The sequence below is a fragment of the Microbulbifer mixtoriginis (SeqCode) genome (genome assembly GCF_052466765.1).
Genome location: NZ_CP174289.1, coordinates 1,113,396 through 1,130,010 on the forward strand (window position 1 = coordinate 1,113,396; position 16,615 = coordinate 1,130,010).

Sequence of the window (16,615 nt, forward strand, 5' to 3'; positions counted from 1 at the left end):
CTGATATTTTAAGAGGAGATTCCTTCGGTTTTACCTTTGGGAGGTTGGGTAAGATTCTATTGCCTGTCCACCCTTTTTATAGAGCACTCCTCCTTTCATAACCAATGAGATATTAGATAGAAGGTTAATATGCCTCAGCACATCCCCTCTTACTGCGATGATATCGGCAAATTTTCCTTTAGATACAGTCCCTGATTGGTCCGAAACCCCCATCATTACTGCGGGCCAGTAGGTAGCTGCTCGAATTGCATCCATAGCGGAAAAATTCATCTCTTCAACCAAAACGGCCAATTCGTTCCAAGTGCTTTGGCAATGAAATTTAGTTGGGATACCACTATCTGTCCCCACAAGAAACACCACACCAGTATCTTTAAGCTGGGAGATTTTCTTTTTCAAAGTTGGTTTACGTAAGGGAGTTAACTGCATGTACTGCAATTGCCCAGGGTTTCTCAATGACTGTTTAATATCGTCAATAGTGTCTGGTTTTAGTCCTTTGTGCCAGCATGTATCATCCAGCCTTTCCGGGTTATCCACAGTGTTACTATAGTTCCAGAGACCTTCTACGGTTGGAGTCCAGAAAAGCGGGCCTCCAGCAACGCGGCCCTTAGCAGTGCGCTCTTTTAATAACTGGATGATATCTTCAGGGTACTCAGGTGCTGTTGTCAGCCCTGTATGTTCAAAGTTATCGACACCTATGGCCAGCCCTCTGCGGATCTCATCTGGGCGGTGCGAATGAGCTACAACTTTTAAAGCATGCTTATGGGCCTCATCCACGACCGTTTGAGCAACTTCTATAGTCATCTTGTCATGGTCAATCAGCTTAATTATATCGACACCAGCTGTTGCCAGTAAGTTTACTTTCTTTTTTGCTTCAGGGGCACTAGAGACTGACCAACGAAAAGCTTCAGTGCCAGGATAAACTTCATGTTGGATAAATGGTCCGGAAACAAATAGCCTTGGCCCGGCAATTTCACCAGAAATGATTTTGCGCTTTATCTCTAAAGATGCTTCTAGCGGAGCACCCAAATCACGAACACTAGTAACCCCGGCTAGCAGTAATTGTATTGCACTAGCAGGCATTATTTCATTGGTCAGGCGATGTAGGTAGTGTTTATCCCAATGCACATAGTCCGAGTGTCCACTGAGCATTAGGTGAGCATGATTTTCCCAAAGTCCAGGTAAGACATCCATCCCCTCAGTAGAAATAATTTGATACCCGTCGGGGACGGGAAGCGTTTCAACCGTGCCAACTTCCTCAATTTTGTCGCCCCGAATTAAAATCACACTATTTGCGATTGGCCGATTACCAAAACCATCGATCAGCCGTCCCCCCACAAGCGCACTTCTCGTCTCCGCCTGAGTTGACAAGCTGAACAGCAACATAATACCAAGAGATAATGCCTTAATTATTTTTTTTATCATTAAAATTTCCTTCTATTAGCTGGTGATAAATTCAAATCGACAAAACAGGATAAAAAGCCCCCCTCTCAACTAAAAGCGCTTAACATGCATTATCTAAATAGACATACCCAATAGCGCTTCATAGCTTTTCAACCAACATCGAATCGCATAGCTAGTTTTGACCTATATACACCCTACTAACTTAACGAGTAACACTGCAAAGACCATAAATCAGACAATACATTCATCTCTCACATAGTCTAAACAGTTATCTTATCTCTGAGTGTAAACATATTGCAGCATCGCTCACCATCAAGCCCATATTTCATAACGCATGATCAAATCCGGACATAATAGAGACAACATTAATTTTTCACGACAAACTATCATTATATATCGCACTGAACAACAAAATATACAGACCAAAATACAATCAAGAACACATAATGAGAAGATAAAAATATTCCAGCCAAAGAACTGGGGCTGTAACATTAATTTTTTATGGATTTATAATTCAGTGGCTATCCTACCCACACGCAGTCGTTCATCTCCATTAATAAAGCATTAGAAAGAATAAAAATTAGACAAGTCAAAAAAATAAGCATCTAGAGAACTTACCGCAGCATCTTTTGAAATTCTTGCAATCCACTTAATACAATTAACAAATAAACAACTTAGAATAAAACCCCTAAGAAGGAAATGATGACTACACCTAAAGACGACGTAATATCAACTTGCCAACCCTACAACAAATTGCTCAAAACCATAAGCTCTCACGTACCTACATAAATTCCTAGCACATTGCTCAGAAACTTTTATCTTTCGGCAGAGATAGATAAGACCGACCTCACGAAACCCAAGAGAACCCCTTAAAAATTTGGAATCTACAAGCTTATCATGTATTAAATATTGGCTCTCTTAAAGCCAAGACAGACAGATATTCTTAGAAAAGACAACTAAACTGCATGCTTTTAATCACCCTAAATATACAGGTCAAGAAGTGATCAAAACAGCTACAAATAAAGTGCCGTTGATTATAACGTTGCTCCTATTTTCCTGGCCATCGATACTCTATGCATGCTCCCGGGTTACCTGGAATACTGAGCAAGGTGTTTTTGCCGCCAGATCAATGGATTGGGGACATTCTTTTGAGGATATTCTTTTTATAAATCCTCGAGGTATGAAGATGGTTGGTGAGGATGGCCATAACCCCGCCAAATGGACTTCAAAATATGGAAGTGTTGTACAAAGTATTATTCCTTATGCCCGCCAATATGGCTTCTCAAATAATGGCGGTGCTACCGACGGAATTAACGAGAAAGGTCTAACAGCACATATTTTATATCTTGGAGCAACCCGCTACGCCAAACCAAATAATACGCCAGGAGTATCCTATATGCGCTGGCTGCGTTTTATTCTCGATAACCATGCTACAGTCGCAGATGCCGTCATTGGGATGAAAAATATACGCATATCGCCAGTGAAAGTTGGTGGCGAAGTACTTGGTGCACATATGGCAATAGAGGACCCAAGTGGTGATTCAGCTATCTTCGAAATAATCGATGGTAAATTAGTTGTACATCACGGTAAGAAATTTTCGGTCATGACAAATGACCCACCATATGGATGGCAGCTCCAAAACCTGCCTTTTTACCAAGGCTTTGGAGGGCTTAAATCTGTTCCTGGAGGGATTGATGGCGCTGACCGTTTTGTTAGATTATCTTACTATCAACACAATCTACCAAAACCTGCCAATGCTATTCAGGCAGTCTCTTACCTCCTAAGTGCAATCCGCACTGTGGCCGTTCCTTTTGGCGCACCTTATAGCCGTCCCAGCCAGGAAGAAGGAACTAAAGAACCAGCTACTTATCCCACTTGGTGGCTTTCGGTGATTGATTTAAACCGCCGAATTTACTATTTCAACTGGGTTAAAAATCCAAATATTGTTTGGGTAGATTTACATGGAATCGATTTTTCAAAGGGCACAGGAAAGCGGGTTGCCGACCCAAAGAACCCCAAATTGGTTGGAGATATCACGGATGTATTTAAGCCACTAAAAAAATGAACAGAAAGAAACACAAGGTGTACAAATTACTCTAAAAGCATCGCTGAATATAAAACACTCTGCCCGATACCCAATATGGCCTTAATCACAGCCAAGAATTTACATACTTTGAAATAGATCTACTTCAACATGTACATCCCTTCACTTTCAGGGCTGCTTAACTTAAAGCCAAACTTCTCGTACAGTTCCGGTACATCCGCCATAAGGGTTATATAAGCAGAAGGAAGCGCTTCACGATCCAAATAAGACATAATGTGTTCCATCACAACCCTTCCCAACCCTCGACCTTGAAAAATTGGGGCGACAGCGACATCCACAATCTCAAAATTTAAGGCTCCATCACCAACCACCCGCCCCATGGCAATGGTGGTTGAACGAGTTTGAATGTGAATGCCATAGAGACTATTTGGCAACCCCTTTTCTGCAGCCTCCCGACTTCTTGGGGATAGCCCACTAATCTGCCTGAGGCGCAGAAAATCCTCAACTGAAGCCACAGTTTCAATAACTTTAAACATACTGCCGTCTACATCAGTATTTATGAAACCTACTCACTTCAATGAGTAGTTATACCTCCCGAATCTCAGTAACCACTTCCGTTTTTACGGAGTTAGCAATAAAGCACTGCTTGTGGGAAATATGGTGGATTTTTTCCAATTGCTCGCGACTAGGTTTCTTTTCGCCAGAAAAGCGGATCAAAGGCCTCAGGGTGACCTTAGTCATGGCCAACTTACCCCCCTCTATTGTATCCATCACGCCTATCGCTTCATCGCGATACTCATCAATGACGAACCCCCTTTTTGCGGCAATTGCAAGGAAAAACAACATATGACAACTAGATAGCGACGCCACGAAAGCTTCTTCTGGGTCGACATTTTCCGGGTGTGAGTAGGGGATTGGGACAATATGGGGAGATGAAGAGGCAGGAACTGACAAACCGCCATCAAACTGCCAAGTATGAGCACGGCTGTATTGATTGTCGGTAAAAATCTGGTCATCACGTTGCCAGACCACTGTAGAAGTATACTCAGACAAAATCTCTCTCCTTCTATCCAGGGCACACACTTTCAACTATTGATTTACAGGGGCTACCGAGCGACTCCACGACTCCGGAACCAGGAGGTATTTAGCGGAGTGAATAGAGCCGAAGGGTTCCTTCTAGGGCAACCTCAGTTTAGAAATGACGCGGGATGGCAGAAAATTGGGCGCTAGATGCGCCCTTGGGAGATGCTTAGTCTGCATCTACTTGCTGGTCGGTGCGCGCAGCCATAATAAAATCATTCTTGTGCAACCCCTTGGCCTCATGGCTCCACCAGGTCACTGTTACCTTACCCCACTCGGTAAGCAGTGCCGGGTGGTGGCCCACTTCTTCTGCGATGGCACCTACACGGTTAGTAAACGCCAAGGCCTGCTTGAAATTCCGAAACTTGAACACGCGCTCCAGCTGCATAATGCCGTCGCGGGTCATTGGCGTCCAATCGGGAATTTGGCGCAGCAATCCTGGCAGCTCGTCATCGCTGACGAGAGGGGCATCGGCGCGGCAGGCTTCACACTGTTGTTGGGCTAGCTCAGTCATGAATAAATCCTCAAAACCTTGTTTATTATCGGTTATTTCACGTGGGGCTCACTCTAACCGGGGCTCTTCCACGACACAAGCGCAGACGTTAAAAACGCATTATCTACGGTTTTCACTCGCCAATATGGGACAGTGTGCTAAATGCTTGGATATCAATTCACGGTGTAAACAACCATTGTCAGGCTGATCAAGGGTCTCCGGCCGATATGATAATTTTTAAGCAGATATACAAGCGTTTATAAACCCCTTTTGGCAAGGATCGCCATGAAAGCCCCTCTTAAACTGTTGATTTTGACGTCGCTCACCCTTGTTTGTGCCTGTGGCCCCCAAGGTACCGATAGGAAGCGCATAGTGCCCCCTCAAGTTGAAACGATGATTGAAATGCGTGCCGAGATGGAACTGGCCTTTCAGCAGCTGAGCCAACAGTTCGTTAACGGTCTGTGGAAACTGTTTCCTTCCTGGGCAGTCCGCGAAGGCTATTATGAGGCTGCCATACATTTACAAGTGCCTGACAAGGCCTTCCGCGCCTATCTACTGGACTTCGCTCAAACTTATGAACGCAAGTTCGCCGCTCTGGATAGTGAATTACTCAGTATTTCTTCCCTCACCGATATGGCGCTTATTATGAATTTCCTACAGCGCCTGCAGTGGGAATATACCACCTTCAAATCCTACCAGTGGGACCCTTCCATATATAACGTATCCCATCCTTTTGCCCTGATTTTAAATACCGAGTACGCCCCCCTCAAGAACCGACTGCGCACCTTCAATACGCGTATGCGCTTGGTTCCCGATTACTACCAAGCCGCAAAACAGGCTATCCGTAGGCCCGCCGCGCCACAATTAATGTTGGCTATTCAACAGAACGAAGGTGCCCTGGAAGTTTTTGGAACTAGGGTAGAAAACCTGGTAGAAAGCAGCCAGATGTTTGATGATGAAAAAGAAGTATTCAGGCAACGTCTGCACGCCTCCCGTGAAGCGATAAAAGACTATGTAAACTTTTTAAAAAATTTACAAACCAGCCTGGAAAAATCTGCAAGGTTTCGTGATTTCCGTATTGGAGAAAAACTATATGAAGAAAAATTCCGCTTTGATATTCAGATTGATACCAGCGCCAGCGCCCTTTACCTGCGTGCTTTGGAAGAAAAAAAACAGGTCCACAGTAAAATGGCGGCGCTCACCGAGCAACTTTGGCCGAAACATTTTCCCGATACCCAGTCACCATCAAATCAAATGGAAAAGGTCCGGCGCCTACTCGAAAAACTATCCCTTAATCATGCCAGTAAAGATACATTCAAAGAGGTGATAGAAAAGCAAATACCACAGCTGGCAAACTTTGTCATACAGCACAATCTACTCGACCTGGACAAAGAAAAGCCACTAATAGTACGCACTACCCCCCCCTATCTACGCGGCTTTGCTGTTGCCTCTATCAATGCGCCTGGTCCCTACGATAAGGATGCCAATACCTATTACAATGTGTTGCCCATAGAGAATTACAGTGACGAGCAAGCGAATAGCCTGCTGCGGGAATATAACCATTACACTTTGCAAATATTGAACATTCACGAAGCCATCCCCGGTCACTATACCCAGTTGGTTTATGCCAACCAGTCTCCGAGCATTATTAAAACCATCTTTGGTAACAGCGCCATGATTGAAGGCTGGGCGGTCTATGCCGAACGTATGATGCTGGAGGCTGGATACGGTGATTTTTCGCCGGAACTCTGGCTGATGTACTACAAGTGGAATTTACGCGTGATTACCAACACCATTTTGGATTACGGTGTACAAGTCAAGGGGATGACAGAAGCCGAAGCAATGAATTTAATGGTTGATGGGGCTTTTCAACAACGGGCTGAGGCGGAGGGGAAGTGGCGTAGAGCAACTCTCAGCCAGGTTCAACTCACCAGCTATTTTGCCGGATTTACAGAAATCCTTGCCTTACGCGAAGAAGTAAAGAATAAGCTCGGAGATAAATTCGACTTAAAGAAATTCCATGAAAGCTTTCTAAGCTTTGGCAGTGCGCCAGTGCCGATTATTCGAGAACTAATGTTGACCCAGCTGGAGAAGACGGGTTCTATTTGAACCAAGCATTCTGTAGAGCTCTAACTCCCACTCTTCTGACAAGATCCAATAGATTTCCAGTGAAAAGTGCCCAGCAAAAGATCAAACAGAGGGATAGTCAAATTAAAATTACATTTATTCATCCACTTACGTTGATGATGTATGCGATGCAATTGAGCCAACTCACGCAAAACGGGAACTCGATGGAACCAATGATCTAGAGGCTGGTGGTATCCCAAGTGCAACAATTCATAACCCAAATGATTTCCCACCATAGTCACAATCAAGAGGTAACCAGCATTCATCGAAAAAAGTATGGAGAAAAAGTATCCTAAAATTGGCGCAATCACTAAAGCAAGAGTCGCAGTTAAATAAGTGGGGAAAAGTACTATTCTCCAGTCTCTGGTAGAGTCAATAGAAAATAGGGGTGGAGAGAAAAAACTGTGATGATCCCCGGTATGTCTGCGATAAAACAGCCCTGCAATCCGAATCTTTTTATGACCAGCCCAACGGTGACTAGCGTATTCAGAAAAATTATATATAACAGTCCCTGCGGGGATCACTAACAGTTCCCAAGTTTTTAACAAATCCAATTGAAACATGCAGAAGATACAAACTCCGGCACCAATAGCTAGAATACCCATTAGATGAAGCCATCCATGGTAACGGCCTTTCACTCGCGCCCTGTATCCAGCCCTGAAAGGGGCCGCATCGTGATTGATCGACATATTTGCTCCTTTTTATTAGCGTTGGAATTCCGTAAAACTATATAAACAATCAAAACCCGGCAGTTTGATTACATCCATCTAATAGCGATGTACAGAGTGTCCCTCATCATTTGCACTAGAAAATTTAAGAATTTGATTGACCAGAAATATAATCAGGCGGATGATTGAATTCTAATAAATAATAATTAACAGCATTATTTGTGAGATTGATAATGTCGAATCATCTCAGATCAATGGACTTGAATTTACTGCCTGTATTTGATGCCCTGATGGTCGAACGCAACCTGACTAGGGCTGCAGTAAAGCTACACATGAGCCAACCTGCAGTAAGTGCTGCCTTAAAGCGTTTGAGATCCACCTATAACGATGCACTTTTTATCCGCACCGCAAAAGGCCTACGCCCTACCGAGCGTGCGCTGGCACTACACCCTTCCATTCACACGGCTCTTGGGGCAGTGAGATCAAGCTTCCGGCAGCTCGACTTTGAACATCGCGAGGCAGAACGGGATTTTTCGATTGTTCTACCAGATGTGGTGGAAACCCTTATGATTCCAGGACTCAGCGCCTGGCTACGAGAGTATGCACCAGGGATAAAGCTCACAATATTACCTGACGAATCAGAGATGACTTCCAGAATGGTAAGCAATGGTGAAGTCGACTTAATTATCGATTATTTACCATTAGAATCTCCCAATTACAGCAGCCTGATTATTGCCGAAGAAGAATTGGTGGTGATCGCAGGGGAGCATAATGAGAAGGTAGGAAAATCCATCTCTGAGGCGGATTTTCAATCAATACCACAAATATCATTGCTGAGAGGAAACCCCGTAGGCTCACCGATGGAGAGGCTGGCCAGACCGAATAAATTGCAGCGCAATATTTGCCTGCGTGTCCCTCACCTTTCCTCCTTTCCTCATATAGTCGCCACCACCGATTTAATTGCCGTTGTACCCGCAAGGATGATGAAGTCCTCTCATTACCGAGCACTACCTGTTCGTACAATTGAGCTGCCTATGGATTTCCCCAAGGTCAGCCTGCAGCTGATTTGGCATAAGTCACAAACCAACAACCCCGCCCATCGCTGGTTAAGAGAAACCATTTTGCAGCTTTACCCAGAGCTGGGGATGTAGAGGCTTTTGGAGTGGGCTGTACCAGAATGAATCTAATTGAGGCATCAGGTTAGGCTTTTACTATGCCTGTTTTACCGTGACTAGCTGAGAAGACAACCTAGTCCCGCCAAACTTCACCCCGAAAAGCTTGAAGACAAAAAAGCCGGGAACCTCGCGGACCCGGCTTATTTAAATTGGGGCAGCCCTTAGGCGATACCCTCCTCAATTTTCGCTTTCCAGATCAATGGTCCCGTGGTATGCACAGACTCACCTTGGCTATCGACTGCTACGGTTACTGGCATGTCCTCCACCTCAAACTCGTAGATGGCTTCCATACCCAGCTCCGGAAAGGCAATTACCTTGGAGGCTTTAATCGCCTGAGCCACCAAGTACGCAGCGCCACCCACAGCCATTAGGTACACCGCTTTATTGTCACGAATCGCTTCAATTGCCATTGGGCCACGCTCTGCCTTACCGATCATCCCTTGCAGGCCGGTCTCTTCGAGCATGGTGCGCGTAAATTTATCCATACGGGTGGCGGTAGTTGGGCCTGCGGGGCCAACTACTTCATCGCGCACAGGATCTACTGGCCCTACGTAATAGATAAAGCGGCCAGTCAGGTCCACTGGCAGCTTCTCCCCTTTCGCTAGGATATCCACCATTTTCTTGTGAGCGGCGTCGCGACCAGTAAGCATCTTGCCATTCAGCAGCAAGGTTTCACCAGGCTGCCAGCTCTGTACATCCTCTGCAGTAACGGCATCCAGGTTGACACGGCGAGTATTGCTGCCAGCTTCTCGAGTAATTTCCGGCCAGTCTTCCAGCTTCGGCGGAGTCTGGCGCGCGGGGCCAGAGCCATCAAGAGTGAAGTGGGTATGACGAGTGGCGGCACAGTTGGGAATAATTGCTACGGCCTTATTTGCTGCGTGAGTGGGATAATCCTTCACTTTCACGTCCAAGACAGTGGTCAAGCCACCCAGGCCCTGGGCACCAATACCCAGCTTGTTGACGGAATCGTATAGTTCCAGGCGCAACTCTTCGGCACGGTTGGAAGCACCGCGCTCCTGCAACTCCTGGATATCGATAGGGTCGAGCAGGGATTCTTTGGCCAGCAACATAGCTTTCTCAGCAGTACCGCCAATGCCAATACCCAGCATGCCCGGCGGACACCAGCCCGCCCCCATCTGAGGCACCATCTTCAGAACCCAATCCACTACAGAATCAGAGGGGTTGAGCATGGCAAATTTGGTTTTGGCTTCACTGCCACCACCTTTGGCTGCCACATACACTTCCACAGTTTCACCAGGAACGATTTCATAATGAATCACTGCCGGAGTGTTATCGCCGGTATTCTTACGGGCGCCATCTGGGTCGGCAAGAATAGAGGCGCGCAACACGTTGCTGGCATTTTGATAAGCGCGGCGCACACCTTCGTTGACCATGTCGGTAACGCTCATGTCCGCTTCCCAACGCACATTCATACCCACTTTCAACTTCACGGTGACAATGCCGGTATCCTGGCAGATAGGGCGGTGGCCCTCGGCACACATCCGTGAATTGATCAGGATCTGAGCCATGGCGTCTTTGGCCGCCGGGTTGACCTCTTTCTCATAAGCCTTGTTCAGGGCCTGAATGAAGTCCTGTGGGTGGTAGTAAGAGATAAATTGCAGCGCATCAGCAACGCTGTCGATCAGATCATCCTGGCGGATAGTGGTCATGCCCAACTCCGATTAACGTCTCAAGGCCGGCGATTCTACACGAAATGTAGGGTTATTGGCCTGTTATTAAAATGGCGATAAATTTTCCACAGGCAATAAAAAAGGCGAACCCAAGGTTCGCCTTTTCTAGCCCCTGAAAAACTACATTGAGGAGGCTGTAGGCTCACTGGACTGCAGAGAGCGAATCGCATCGCGCAGTTGTACCAGATCTTTGTTCACCGAGCGACGGTAGGCATCAATAGACTCCACTGCCTCTTCATTGGCTCCGACACGCATAGTCAGATCACTGCGCACAGAGGCCAGCTGACGCTCCAGGCGTGAAATTTTGTCGGTCATCTCACGCTTGCTCTCGATACTGCCTTTACGCAATTCCGCCAGGGCAGATTCAACCGCAGCAATCTTTTTCACACTGGCATCGAGACTACCGAGCTTACTGTTGAGTGAAGCAACTTGTTTCTTGTTAGCTTCGTTTGCGGCCTTATTGGCTGCAATACTCTTGCGGTTGGTATCGTAAGCCACCCCCCAAAGCTTGCGGATCTCGGAGGAGTTCTCCTTGGCCTTGGCGCTCAGCACCTCAACGGAAGCTGTAGACTCCTCATCGGAGAGACTAAAGCGCTTCTCCAGCTCAGCAATCCGGTTCTCGGCATCGGCTATGCGATGCTCCGCGTTGACCAGCTGGGTACGGCTTTCCTGCCACTGCTGGTAGAGGAAACCAGAAGCAGCAAGTCCCCCCATGGCTAAGACCAAGGCACAGAGGCCTAGGAAGGAGAAGCCACCGCGGCGCTCCTCAACGATCACTTGTGGTTCCTGGGCCTGCTCGCTGCGCTCAGGAGAGCTGGGCTCCAGTGCGGGTTCGATGGCGGCGCTGCCGTCCAGTGTGGGCTCTCTACGTTGCATGTATCAATACACCCGGTAACTAATCTGGTGGGTTCGGTACTGGTCAGTTCGGGATTGTCCCGCCCGGCACCGCTAAATTCATTACTTAGAGACAATCAAGCCGGGACAGATTCGTCGAATTATGCGGCAGTTATACCAAAAATTGACGAAAAAGTAATCGGCCACAAGTAAGAATAGACGACAGCAAAACATTGGTGTCATCAAACACCACCCCTTGAGTTCGAGGAAAACGTCCCAAAATCCCCTATTCTACTGCGCCGGCTTAATTCTGGCATACGGCGCGTGTAGAATGCTCTCACCAATAACCCTAAACAAAGGAAGGAAGACACCATGGCTTTCGAATTGCCCGAACTCCCCTACGCGATGAATGCCCTGGCCCCCCATATCTCTGAAGAGACTCTGGAGTACCACTACGGTAAACACCACAAGACTTACGTTGACAAGCTGAATGGTCTGCTGGAAGGCACTGCTGACGCCGATAAATCCCTGGAAGAAGTGATCAAATCCTCTTCCGGTGGCGTATTTAACAATGCCGCACAAGTATGGAACCACACTTTCTACTGGAACTGCCTGAGCCCCAACGGCGGCGGCGAAGCCACTGGCGCTGTTGCAGAAGCTATCACCGCAGCATTCGGCAGCTTTGACAAGTTCAAGGAAGAGTTCACCACCAGCGCGGTAAACAACTTTGGCTCTGGCTGGACCTGGCTGGTGAAAAAAGCCGATGGTTCAGTGGCTATCGTAAACACTTCCAACGCAGCCACTCCGTTGACTGATGAAGGCGTTACCCCACTGCTGACCTGCGACGTATGGGAACACGCTTACTACATCGATTACCGCAACCTGCGTCCTAAGTACATGGAAGCTTTCTGGGCGCTGGTGAACTGGGAATTTGTAAACCAGAATTTCGCCTAATCGCGGAATTACCTAAAAAGCGGGCACTGCCCGCTTTTTTTATGGGAGGAAATCACTCCGGACATGGCTCCAGAATACTGCCCCTAGTCAAAGACCCATCTAGTGCGCACAATACCCTCTGGAGTGCGCTGTTCTCGCCACGTTAAGCGCGGCCAGAATTAGCTCAAAAACCTAAAGAATGCCACCCAAGTGGCACAATATAGCAATGATTATCCGAACACTGGGAATATGCTTATGAAGTTGAAACCAACCCTGATCGCAGCTGCCATTAGCGCGCTGGTTATCAGTGGCTGTGACCGCGGCGCCCCCGAAGCTACACAGCAGAATGCTGCCTCCGTCACCGCGGAAAGCAAGTCCATTCAAGACAGCACTGCCAAGGTGAGCCAAGAGGCCATCAAGCAGGTAAACCAGATGTTCGAGGACTTCTTCCAGGAGCATCTGTCTCGCAGTCCGGAGTTCAAAACCTTCCTGGGCAAAAAAGAAGATTACGATAAGTGGGATAATCTCTCCCCAGAATTCGCCAAAGAAACACTGGAAATTAACAAGCGCCAGCTCGCCGAGCTTAATAAGGTTGACCCCAATACTTTGGATGAAGCCACTCGCCTGAGCCTGCGTCTTGCCAAGCGCAATCTTGAGCAAGACATTGAAGGCTACAAGTGGCGTAACCACTACTACCCGGTTAACCAGATGTATGCCACCCATACCAGTGCGGCATCCCTGCTGATCAGCCAGCATCGTATCGATGCAGTGAGTGATGCCGAGGCTTACATCGCCCGACTGAACGGCATGCCCCAATACTTTGCCCAACTGGAAGAGAACCTGAAAGCCAACGCCAAGGCCGGTACTATTGTGCCGAAGTTTGTCTTCCCCTATGTGATCAGCGACTCACAAAACCTGATCAGCGGCGCACCTTTTGAAGGTGAGAAAGACAGTCCGCTTTTTGCTGACTTCAAAGGTAAAGTCGAAAAGCTGGAAATCAGCGCCGAACAGAAAAAAGCGCTGATCGATAAAGCCAGCACCGCCCTGCAAGAGAGCGCTGGCCCAGCGTACAAAAAACTGATCAGCTACTTACAGGAACTGGAAAAGAAAGCCACTACCGATGACGGCGCCTGGAAGCTGGCCAACGGTGATGACTTCTACAAGTTCCGCCTCGGTGTATACACCACCACCGATATGACAGCCGATGAGATCCACCAGACTGGCCTCAAGGAAGTTGCGCGGATTCACGATGAAATGCGCGAGATTATGCGCAAAGTGAAGTTTGAGGGTAACCTGCAAGAATTCTTCGAGTTCATGCGTACCGACAAGCAGTTCTACTACCCCACTTCTGAGGAAGGTAAAGCGGAATACCTGGAGAAGGCTACCGCCATTATCGACACTATGAAGGGCCGCCTGGACGAGCTGTTTATCACTAAGCCCAAAGCCGACCTGGATGTACGAGCTGTGGAACCTTTCCGCGAAAAATCCGCAGGTAAAGCTTTCTATCAGCGCCCGGCGCCCGATGGCTCGCGCCCAGGTATTTACTACGCCAACCTGTATAACATGGAAGATATGCCCACTTACCAAATGGAAGCACTGGCTTACCACGAGGGCATCCCCGGTCACCATATGCAGCTCTCTATCGCACAAGAGCTTCAGGATATCCCCAAATTCCGTAAGTACGGCGGTTACACCGCCTACACCGAAGGCTGGGGCCTCTATTCAGAGTTAGTACCGAAAGAGCTGGGCTTCTATGAAGACCCCTACTCAGACTTTGGCCGCCTGGCAATGGAGCTGTGGCGTGCAGGTCGCCTGGTAGTAGACACCGGACTTCATGCCAAAAAGTGGACTCGCGAACAGGCTATCGATTATCTGGTTGAAAATACACCAAACCCGAAAGGCGATGTGGTTAAAGCCATCGAGCGTTACATTGTGTTGCCTGGTCAGGCGACGGCTTACAAAATCGGTATGCTGAAAATTATTGAGCTGCGAGAGAAAGCCAAAGCCGAGCTGGGTGATAAATTTGATGTGCGCGGCTTCCACGACACCATTTTAGCTAACGGTGCGGTACCTCTAAATGTTCTCGAAGAACTGGTAGACGGCTGGGTTGCAAGCGTTAAAGCTAAGAGCTAACTTCACCGGGTAAATAGCACCCAATAAAAAAGGCCACTCTCAGAGTGGCCTTTTTTGCAACTATCTAAAGGAGTTAAAAACTACCTTATCCTTTTTTAATTGCAATCCAGTCATCCACTTGGCGCTCCAAGATTGCCAATGGCAAGGCCCCATTGGTCAGCACCACATTGTGGAACTGGCGAATATCAAACGCCTCGCCCAGCTCCGCCTGGGCCCGATCACGCAACTGCAGAATTTTTAACATTCCAGCCTTGTAGGCCAGTGCCTGCCCAGGCATTACCAGATAACGCTCGATTTCTGTGGTCACTTCGGTTTCGGTCATGCCAGTTTTTTCCACCATATATTCGATGGCTTCTTCGCGACTCCAGCGCTTGTAGTGCATACCAGTATCCACCACCAAACGCACCGCACGGAACATCTCGGCCTGCAAACGGCCAAGATCATCGTAGGGGTTTTCCTGAAAGCCCGCTTCCTTGGCAACCTGCTCAGAATAAAGTGCCCACCCCTCAGCGTAAGCCGTAAACAAACCCAATTTGCGGAAAGTGGGCACACCCTCTAGCTCCTGAGCAATCGCCAACTGGAAGTGGTGGCCGGGAACCGCTTCGTGATAGGCCAGCGTGCGCATACCAAATTTCTTGGTTTCATGAACATCACGCAGGTTTGCATAGAAAACCCCCGGACGGGAGCCATCCATAGCCGGAGGGTTGTAGTAAGCCCCCGGTGCGCCCTGCTCTTTAAATTCTGGTACCCGCCGTACTTCAACCCCCATCGCCGGCTTCACATCGAAATAATCTCCTAGCCCAGCATTAATCTCATCGATCATCGCTTGGTAGTCGGCAACTATGCGCTCGCGCCCTTCATCCGAATCTTCGTATAAAAACTGGGGATCATTGTTAATCACAGAAAAGCGGGCGCTGATACTGCCGCTATCTTGCCCAACTGAAGAGAAAATACGATTCATCTCCCCCTCTATTCTTGCCACCTCTTCAATACCAACTTGGTGCAACTCCTCGGGGGACAAATTCGTTGTGGTGTGGCTACGAACCTGGTACGCGTAAAACGCCTCCCCATCAGGAAGCGCCCAAACACCATTATTTTCGAAAACCTTGGGCTGTAACTCACGATAGTAAGCAATCAGATTCTTATATGCAGGATATACTTCTGCATCAATCAAGGCCTCTCCCTGAGCGAGGATACGCACCCGCTCCCCATCTGCCAGACCTTCAACTTTATTTAGGCGTTCTTCAAGGGAGGTATAAAGAATATTCTCATGGGCCGGTACCGCTATAAACTCTTGCATCTCTTCCAGCACGCTGTCGATAACAAAGCGGGGAGGCAGGATGTTTTTTTGCTCACGGATTTTTAGGCCATCAAGCACCTGTGAAAATTTGCGGTCAACCTCACTCAGGCGGGAAAGGTAATAATCTGCTTCTTTGACATTATGAATCTGGTGCACTTCCGCAAGAAACTCCGGCAGGCTGTTTTGCACTCCAAACATTTGGTTAAGCGGATAATTGTGGTGTTTCCAGCGCTCCCCCTCCACCATATTGCCAAGAAAGTAGGCAAATACATCGTAAGAGATCGCTTGCTGGCCATCCATACCTGCACGATCGTACTCCTGCAGAACGGCAAGCTCATCCTTAATCATCTGCATCTGGCGCTGCTGTTCAGCCTCAGAAGCGTCATCAAGATGGGCATTGTGTCCATCGATTCCAAACTGCTCGAGCAATCGCAACTGGGAGAGAATTTCTGGACTGGTACTGCCGAGCTTGAAAAAGGCCCGCTCAAAGTACACATCTATTGACCAGGGTTTAAAATAGATCGCGTTGACCGCAACAACAGAAACCGCCGCAACCCCCAATAACAAAATACCGCCAAGCCATTTGGCCAACGTTTTAATCATTTTTTATTCTCCTAATATAGATATTGCGGTTCTAACTCCTCTCCGCCCCATGACGGCCCTACCCTGAGTGAGCCATGGCCAGCTAGGTCATAGAAAAAACTATACTGCCGACACACCGCATGCCCATATTAAG

At 47.7% G+C, this 16,615-nt stretch carries 13 protein-coding genes; 5 read left to right on the top strand and 8 right to left on the bottom strand.

Going from position 1 to position 16,615, the window contains the following annotated elements:
- Window positions 1–30: 30 nt before the first annotated feature.
- Window positions 31–1,422, bottom strand: coding sequence for an amidohydrolase family protein (locus ACJJIV_RS04920; RefSeq protein WP_444890958.1), 1,392 nt, complete (start codon window positions 1,420–1,422; stop codon window positions 31–33).
- Window positions 1,423–2,401: 979 nt separating this feature from the next.
- Between ACJJIV_RS04920 and ACJJIV_RS04925 the strand changes: the two genes are divergently transcribed.
- On the top strand, window positions 2,402–3,466 hold the full coding sequence (locus ACJJIV_RS04925) for a bile salt hydrolase (RefSeq protein WP_444890959.1): 1,065 nt from the start codon (window positions 2,402–2,404) through the stop codon (window positions 3,464–3,466).
- Between the two features lie 119 nt (window positions 3,467–3,585).
- On the opposite strand, the gene ACJJIV_RS04930 is transcribed toward ACJJIV_RS04925, so the two are convergent.
- From ACJJIV_RS04930 to ACJJIV_RS04940, 3 genes are all read right to left on the bottom strand, one after another.
- Window positions 3,586–3,981, bottom strand: coding sequence for a GNAT family N-acetyltransferase (locus tag ACJJIV_RS04930; RefSeq protein ID WP_444890960.1), 396 nt, complete (start codon window positions 3,979–3,981; stop codon window positions 3,586–3,588).
- Between the two features lie 49 nt (window positions 3,982–4,030).
- Window positions 4,031–4,498, bottom strand: a complete 468-nt coding sequence (locus ACJJIV_RS04935) for an OsmC family protein (RefSeq protein ID WP_444890961.1) — start codon at window positions 4,496–4,498, stop codon at window positions 4,031–4,033.
- Between the two features lie 196 nt (window positions 4,499–4,694).
- Window positions 4,695–5,039 (bottom strand): 4a-hydroxytetrahydrobiopterin dehydratase, encoded by a 345-nt coding sequence (locus ACJJIV_RS04940; RefSeq protein ID WP_252085039.1) that lies wholly within the window; start codon window positions 5,037–5,039, stop codon window positions 4,695–4,697.
- A gap of 264 nt (window positions 5,040–5,303) precedes the next feature.
- Here ACJJIV_RS04940 and ACJJIV_RS04945 point away from each other — a divergent pair, with 264 nt between their 5' ends.
- The gene (locus tag ACJJIV_RS04945) at window positions 5,304–7,127 is read left to right on the top strand and encodes a DUF885 domain-containing protein (protein ID WP_444890962.1); all 1,824 of its coding nucleotides are present in this window, start codon (window positions 5,304–5,306) and stop codon (window positions 7,125–7,127) included.
- 20 nt (window positions 7,128–7,147) lie between these two features.
- Here the strand turns inward: ACJJIV_RS04945 and ACJJIV_RS04950 are convergent, their stop codons facing one another.
- Window positions 7,148–7,834 carry a sterol desaturase family protein gene (locus tag ACJJIV_RS04950; protein WP_444890963.1) on the bottom strand — a complete coding sequence of 229 codons (687 nt, stop codon included), beginning with the start codon at window positions 7,832–7,834 and terminating at the stop codon, window positions 7,148–7,150.
- Window positions 7,835–8,046: 212 nt separating this feature from the next.
- On the opposite strand from ACJJIV_RS04950, the gene ACJJIV_RS04955 reads away from it, so the two are divergent.
- Window positions 8,047–8,964, top strand: coding sequence for a LysR substrate-binding domain-containing protein (locus ACJJIV_RS04955; protein ID WP_252085036.1), 918 nt, complete (start codon window positions 8,047–8,049; stop codon window positions 8,962–8,964).
- 185 nt (window positions 8,965–9,149) lie between these two features.
- Here ACJJIV_RS04955 and ACJJIV_RS04960 read toward each other — a convergent pair whose 3' ends face one another.
- Window positions 9,150–10,658 carry a fumarate hydratase gene (locus ACJJIV_RS04960; protein ID WP_444890964.1) on the bottom strand — a complete coding sequence of 503 codons (1,509 nt, stop codon included), beginning with the start codon at window positions 10,656–10,658 and terminating at the stop codon, window positions 9,150–9,152.
- Window positions 10,659–10,799: 141 nt separating this feature from the next.
- Entirely contained in the window at window positions 10,800–11,555 is a 756-nt protein-coding gene (locus ACJJIV_RS04965; protein ID WP_444890965.1) for a Clp protease/crotonase-like domain-containing protein, read from the bottom strand.
- Between the two features lie 330 nt (window positions 11,556–11,885).
- Here ACJJIV_RS04965 and sodB point away from each other — a divergent pair, with 330 nt between their 5' ends.
- Window positions 11,886–12,467 (top strand): superoxide dismutase [Fe], encoded by a 582-nt coding sequence (gene sodB / locus ACJJIV_RS04970; RefSeq protein WP_252085033.1) that lies wholly within the window; start codon window positions 11,886–11,888, stop codon window positions 12,465–12,467.
- A 234-nt stretch (window positions 12,468–12,701) separates the two neighbouring features.
- Window positions 12,702–14,579: a DUF885 domain-containing protein gene (locus ACJJIV_RS04975; protein WP_444890966.1), complete on the top strand. Its 1,878-nt coding sequence runs from the start codon at window positions 12,702–12,704 to the stop codon at window positions 14,577–14,579.
- Window positions 14,580–14,664: 85 nt separating this feature from the next.
- Here the strand turns inward: ACJJIV_RS04975 and ACJJIV_RS04980 are convergent, their stop codons facing one another.
- Window positions 14,665–16,482 carry a DUF885 domain-containing protein gene (locus ACJJIV_RS04980; protein WP_252085031.1) on the bottom strand — a complete coding sequence of 606 codons (1,818 nt, stop codon included), beginning with the start codon at window positions 16,480–16,482 and terminating at the stop codon, window positions 14,665–14,667.
- Window positions 16,483–16,615 lie beyond the last annotated feature (133 nt).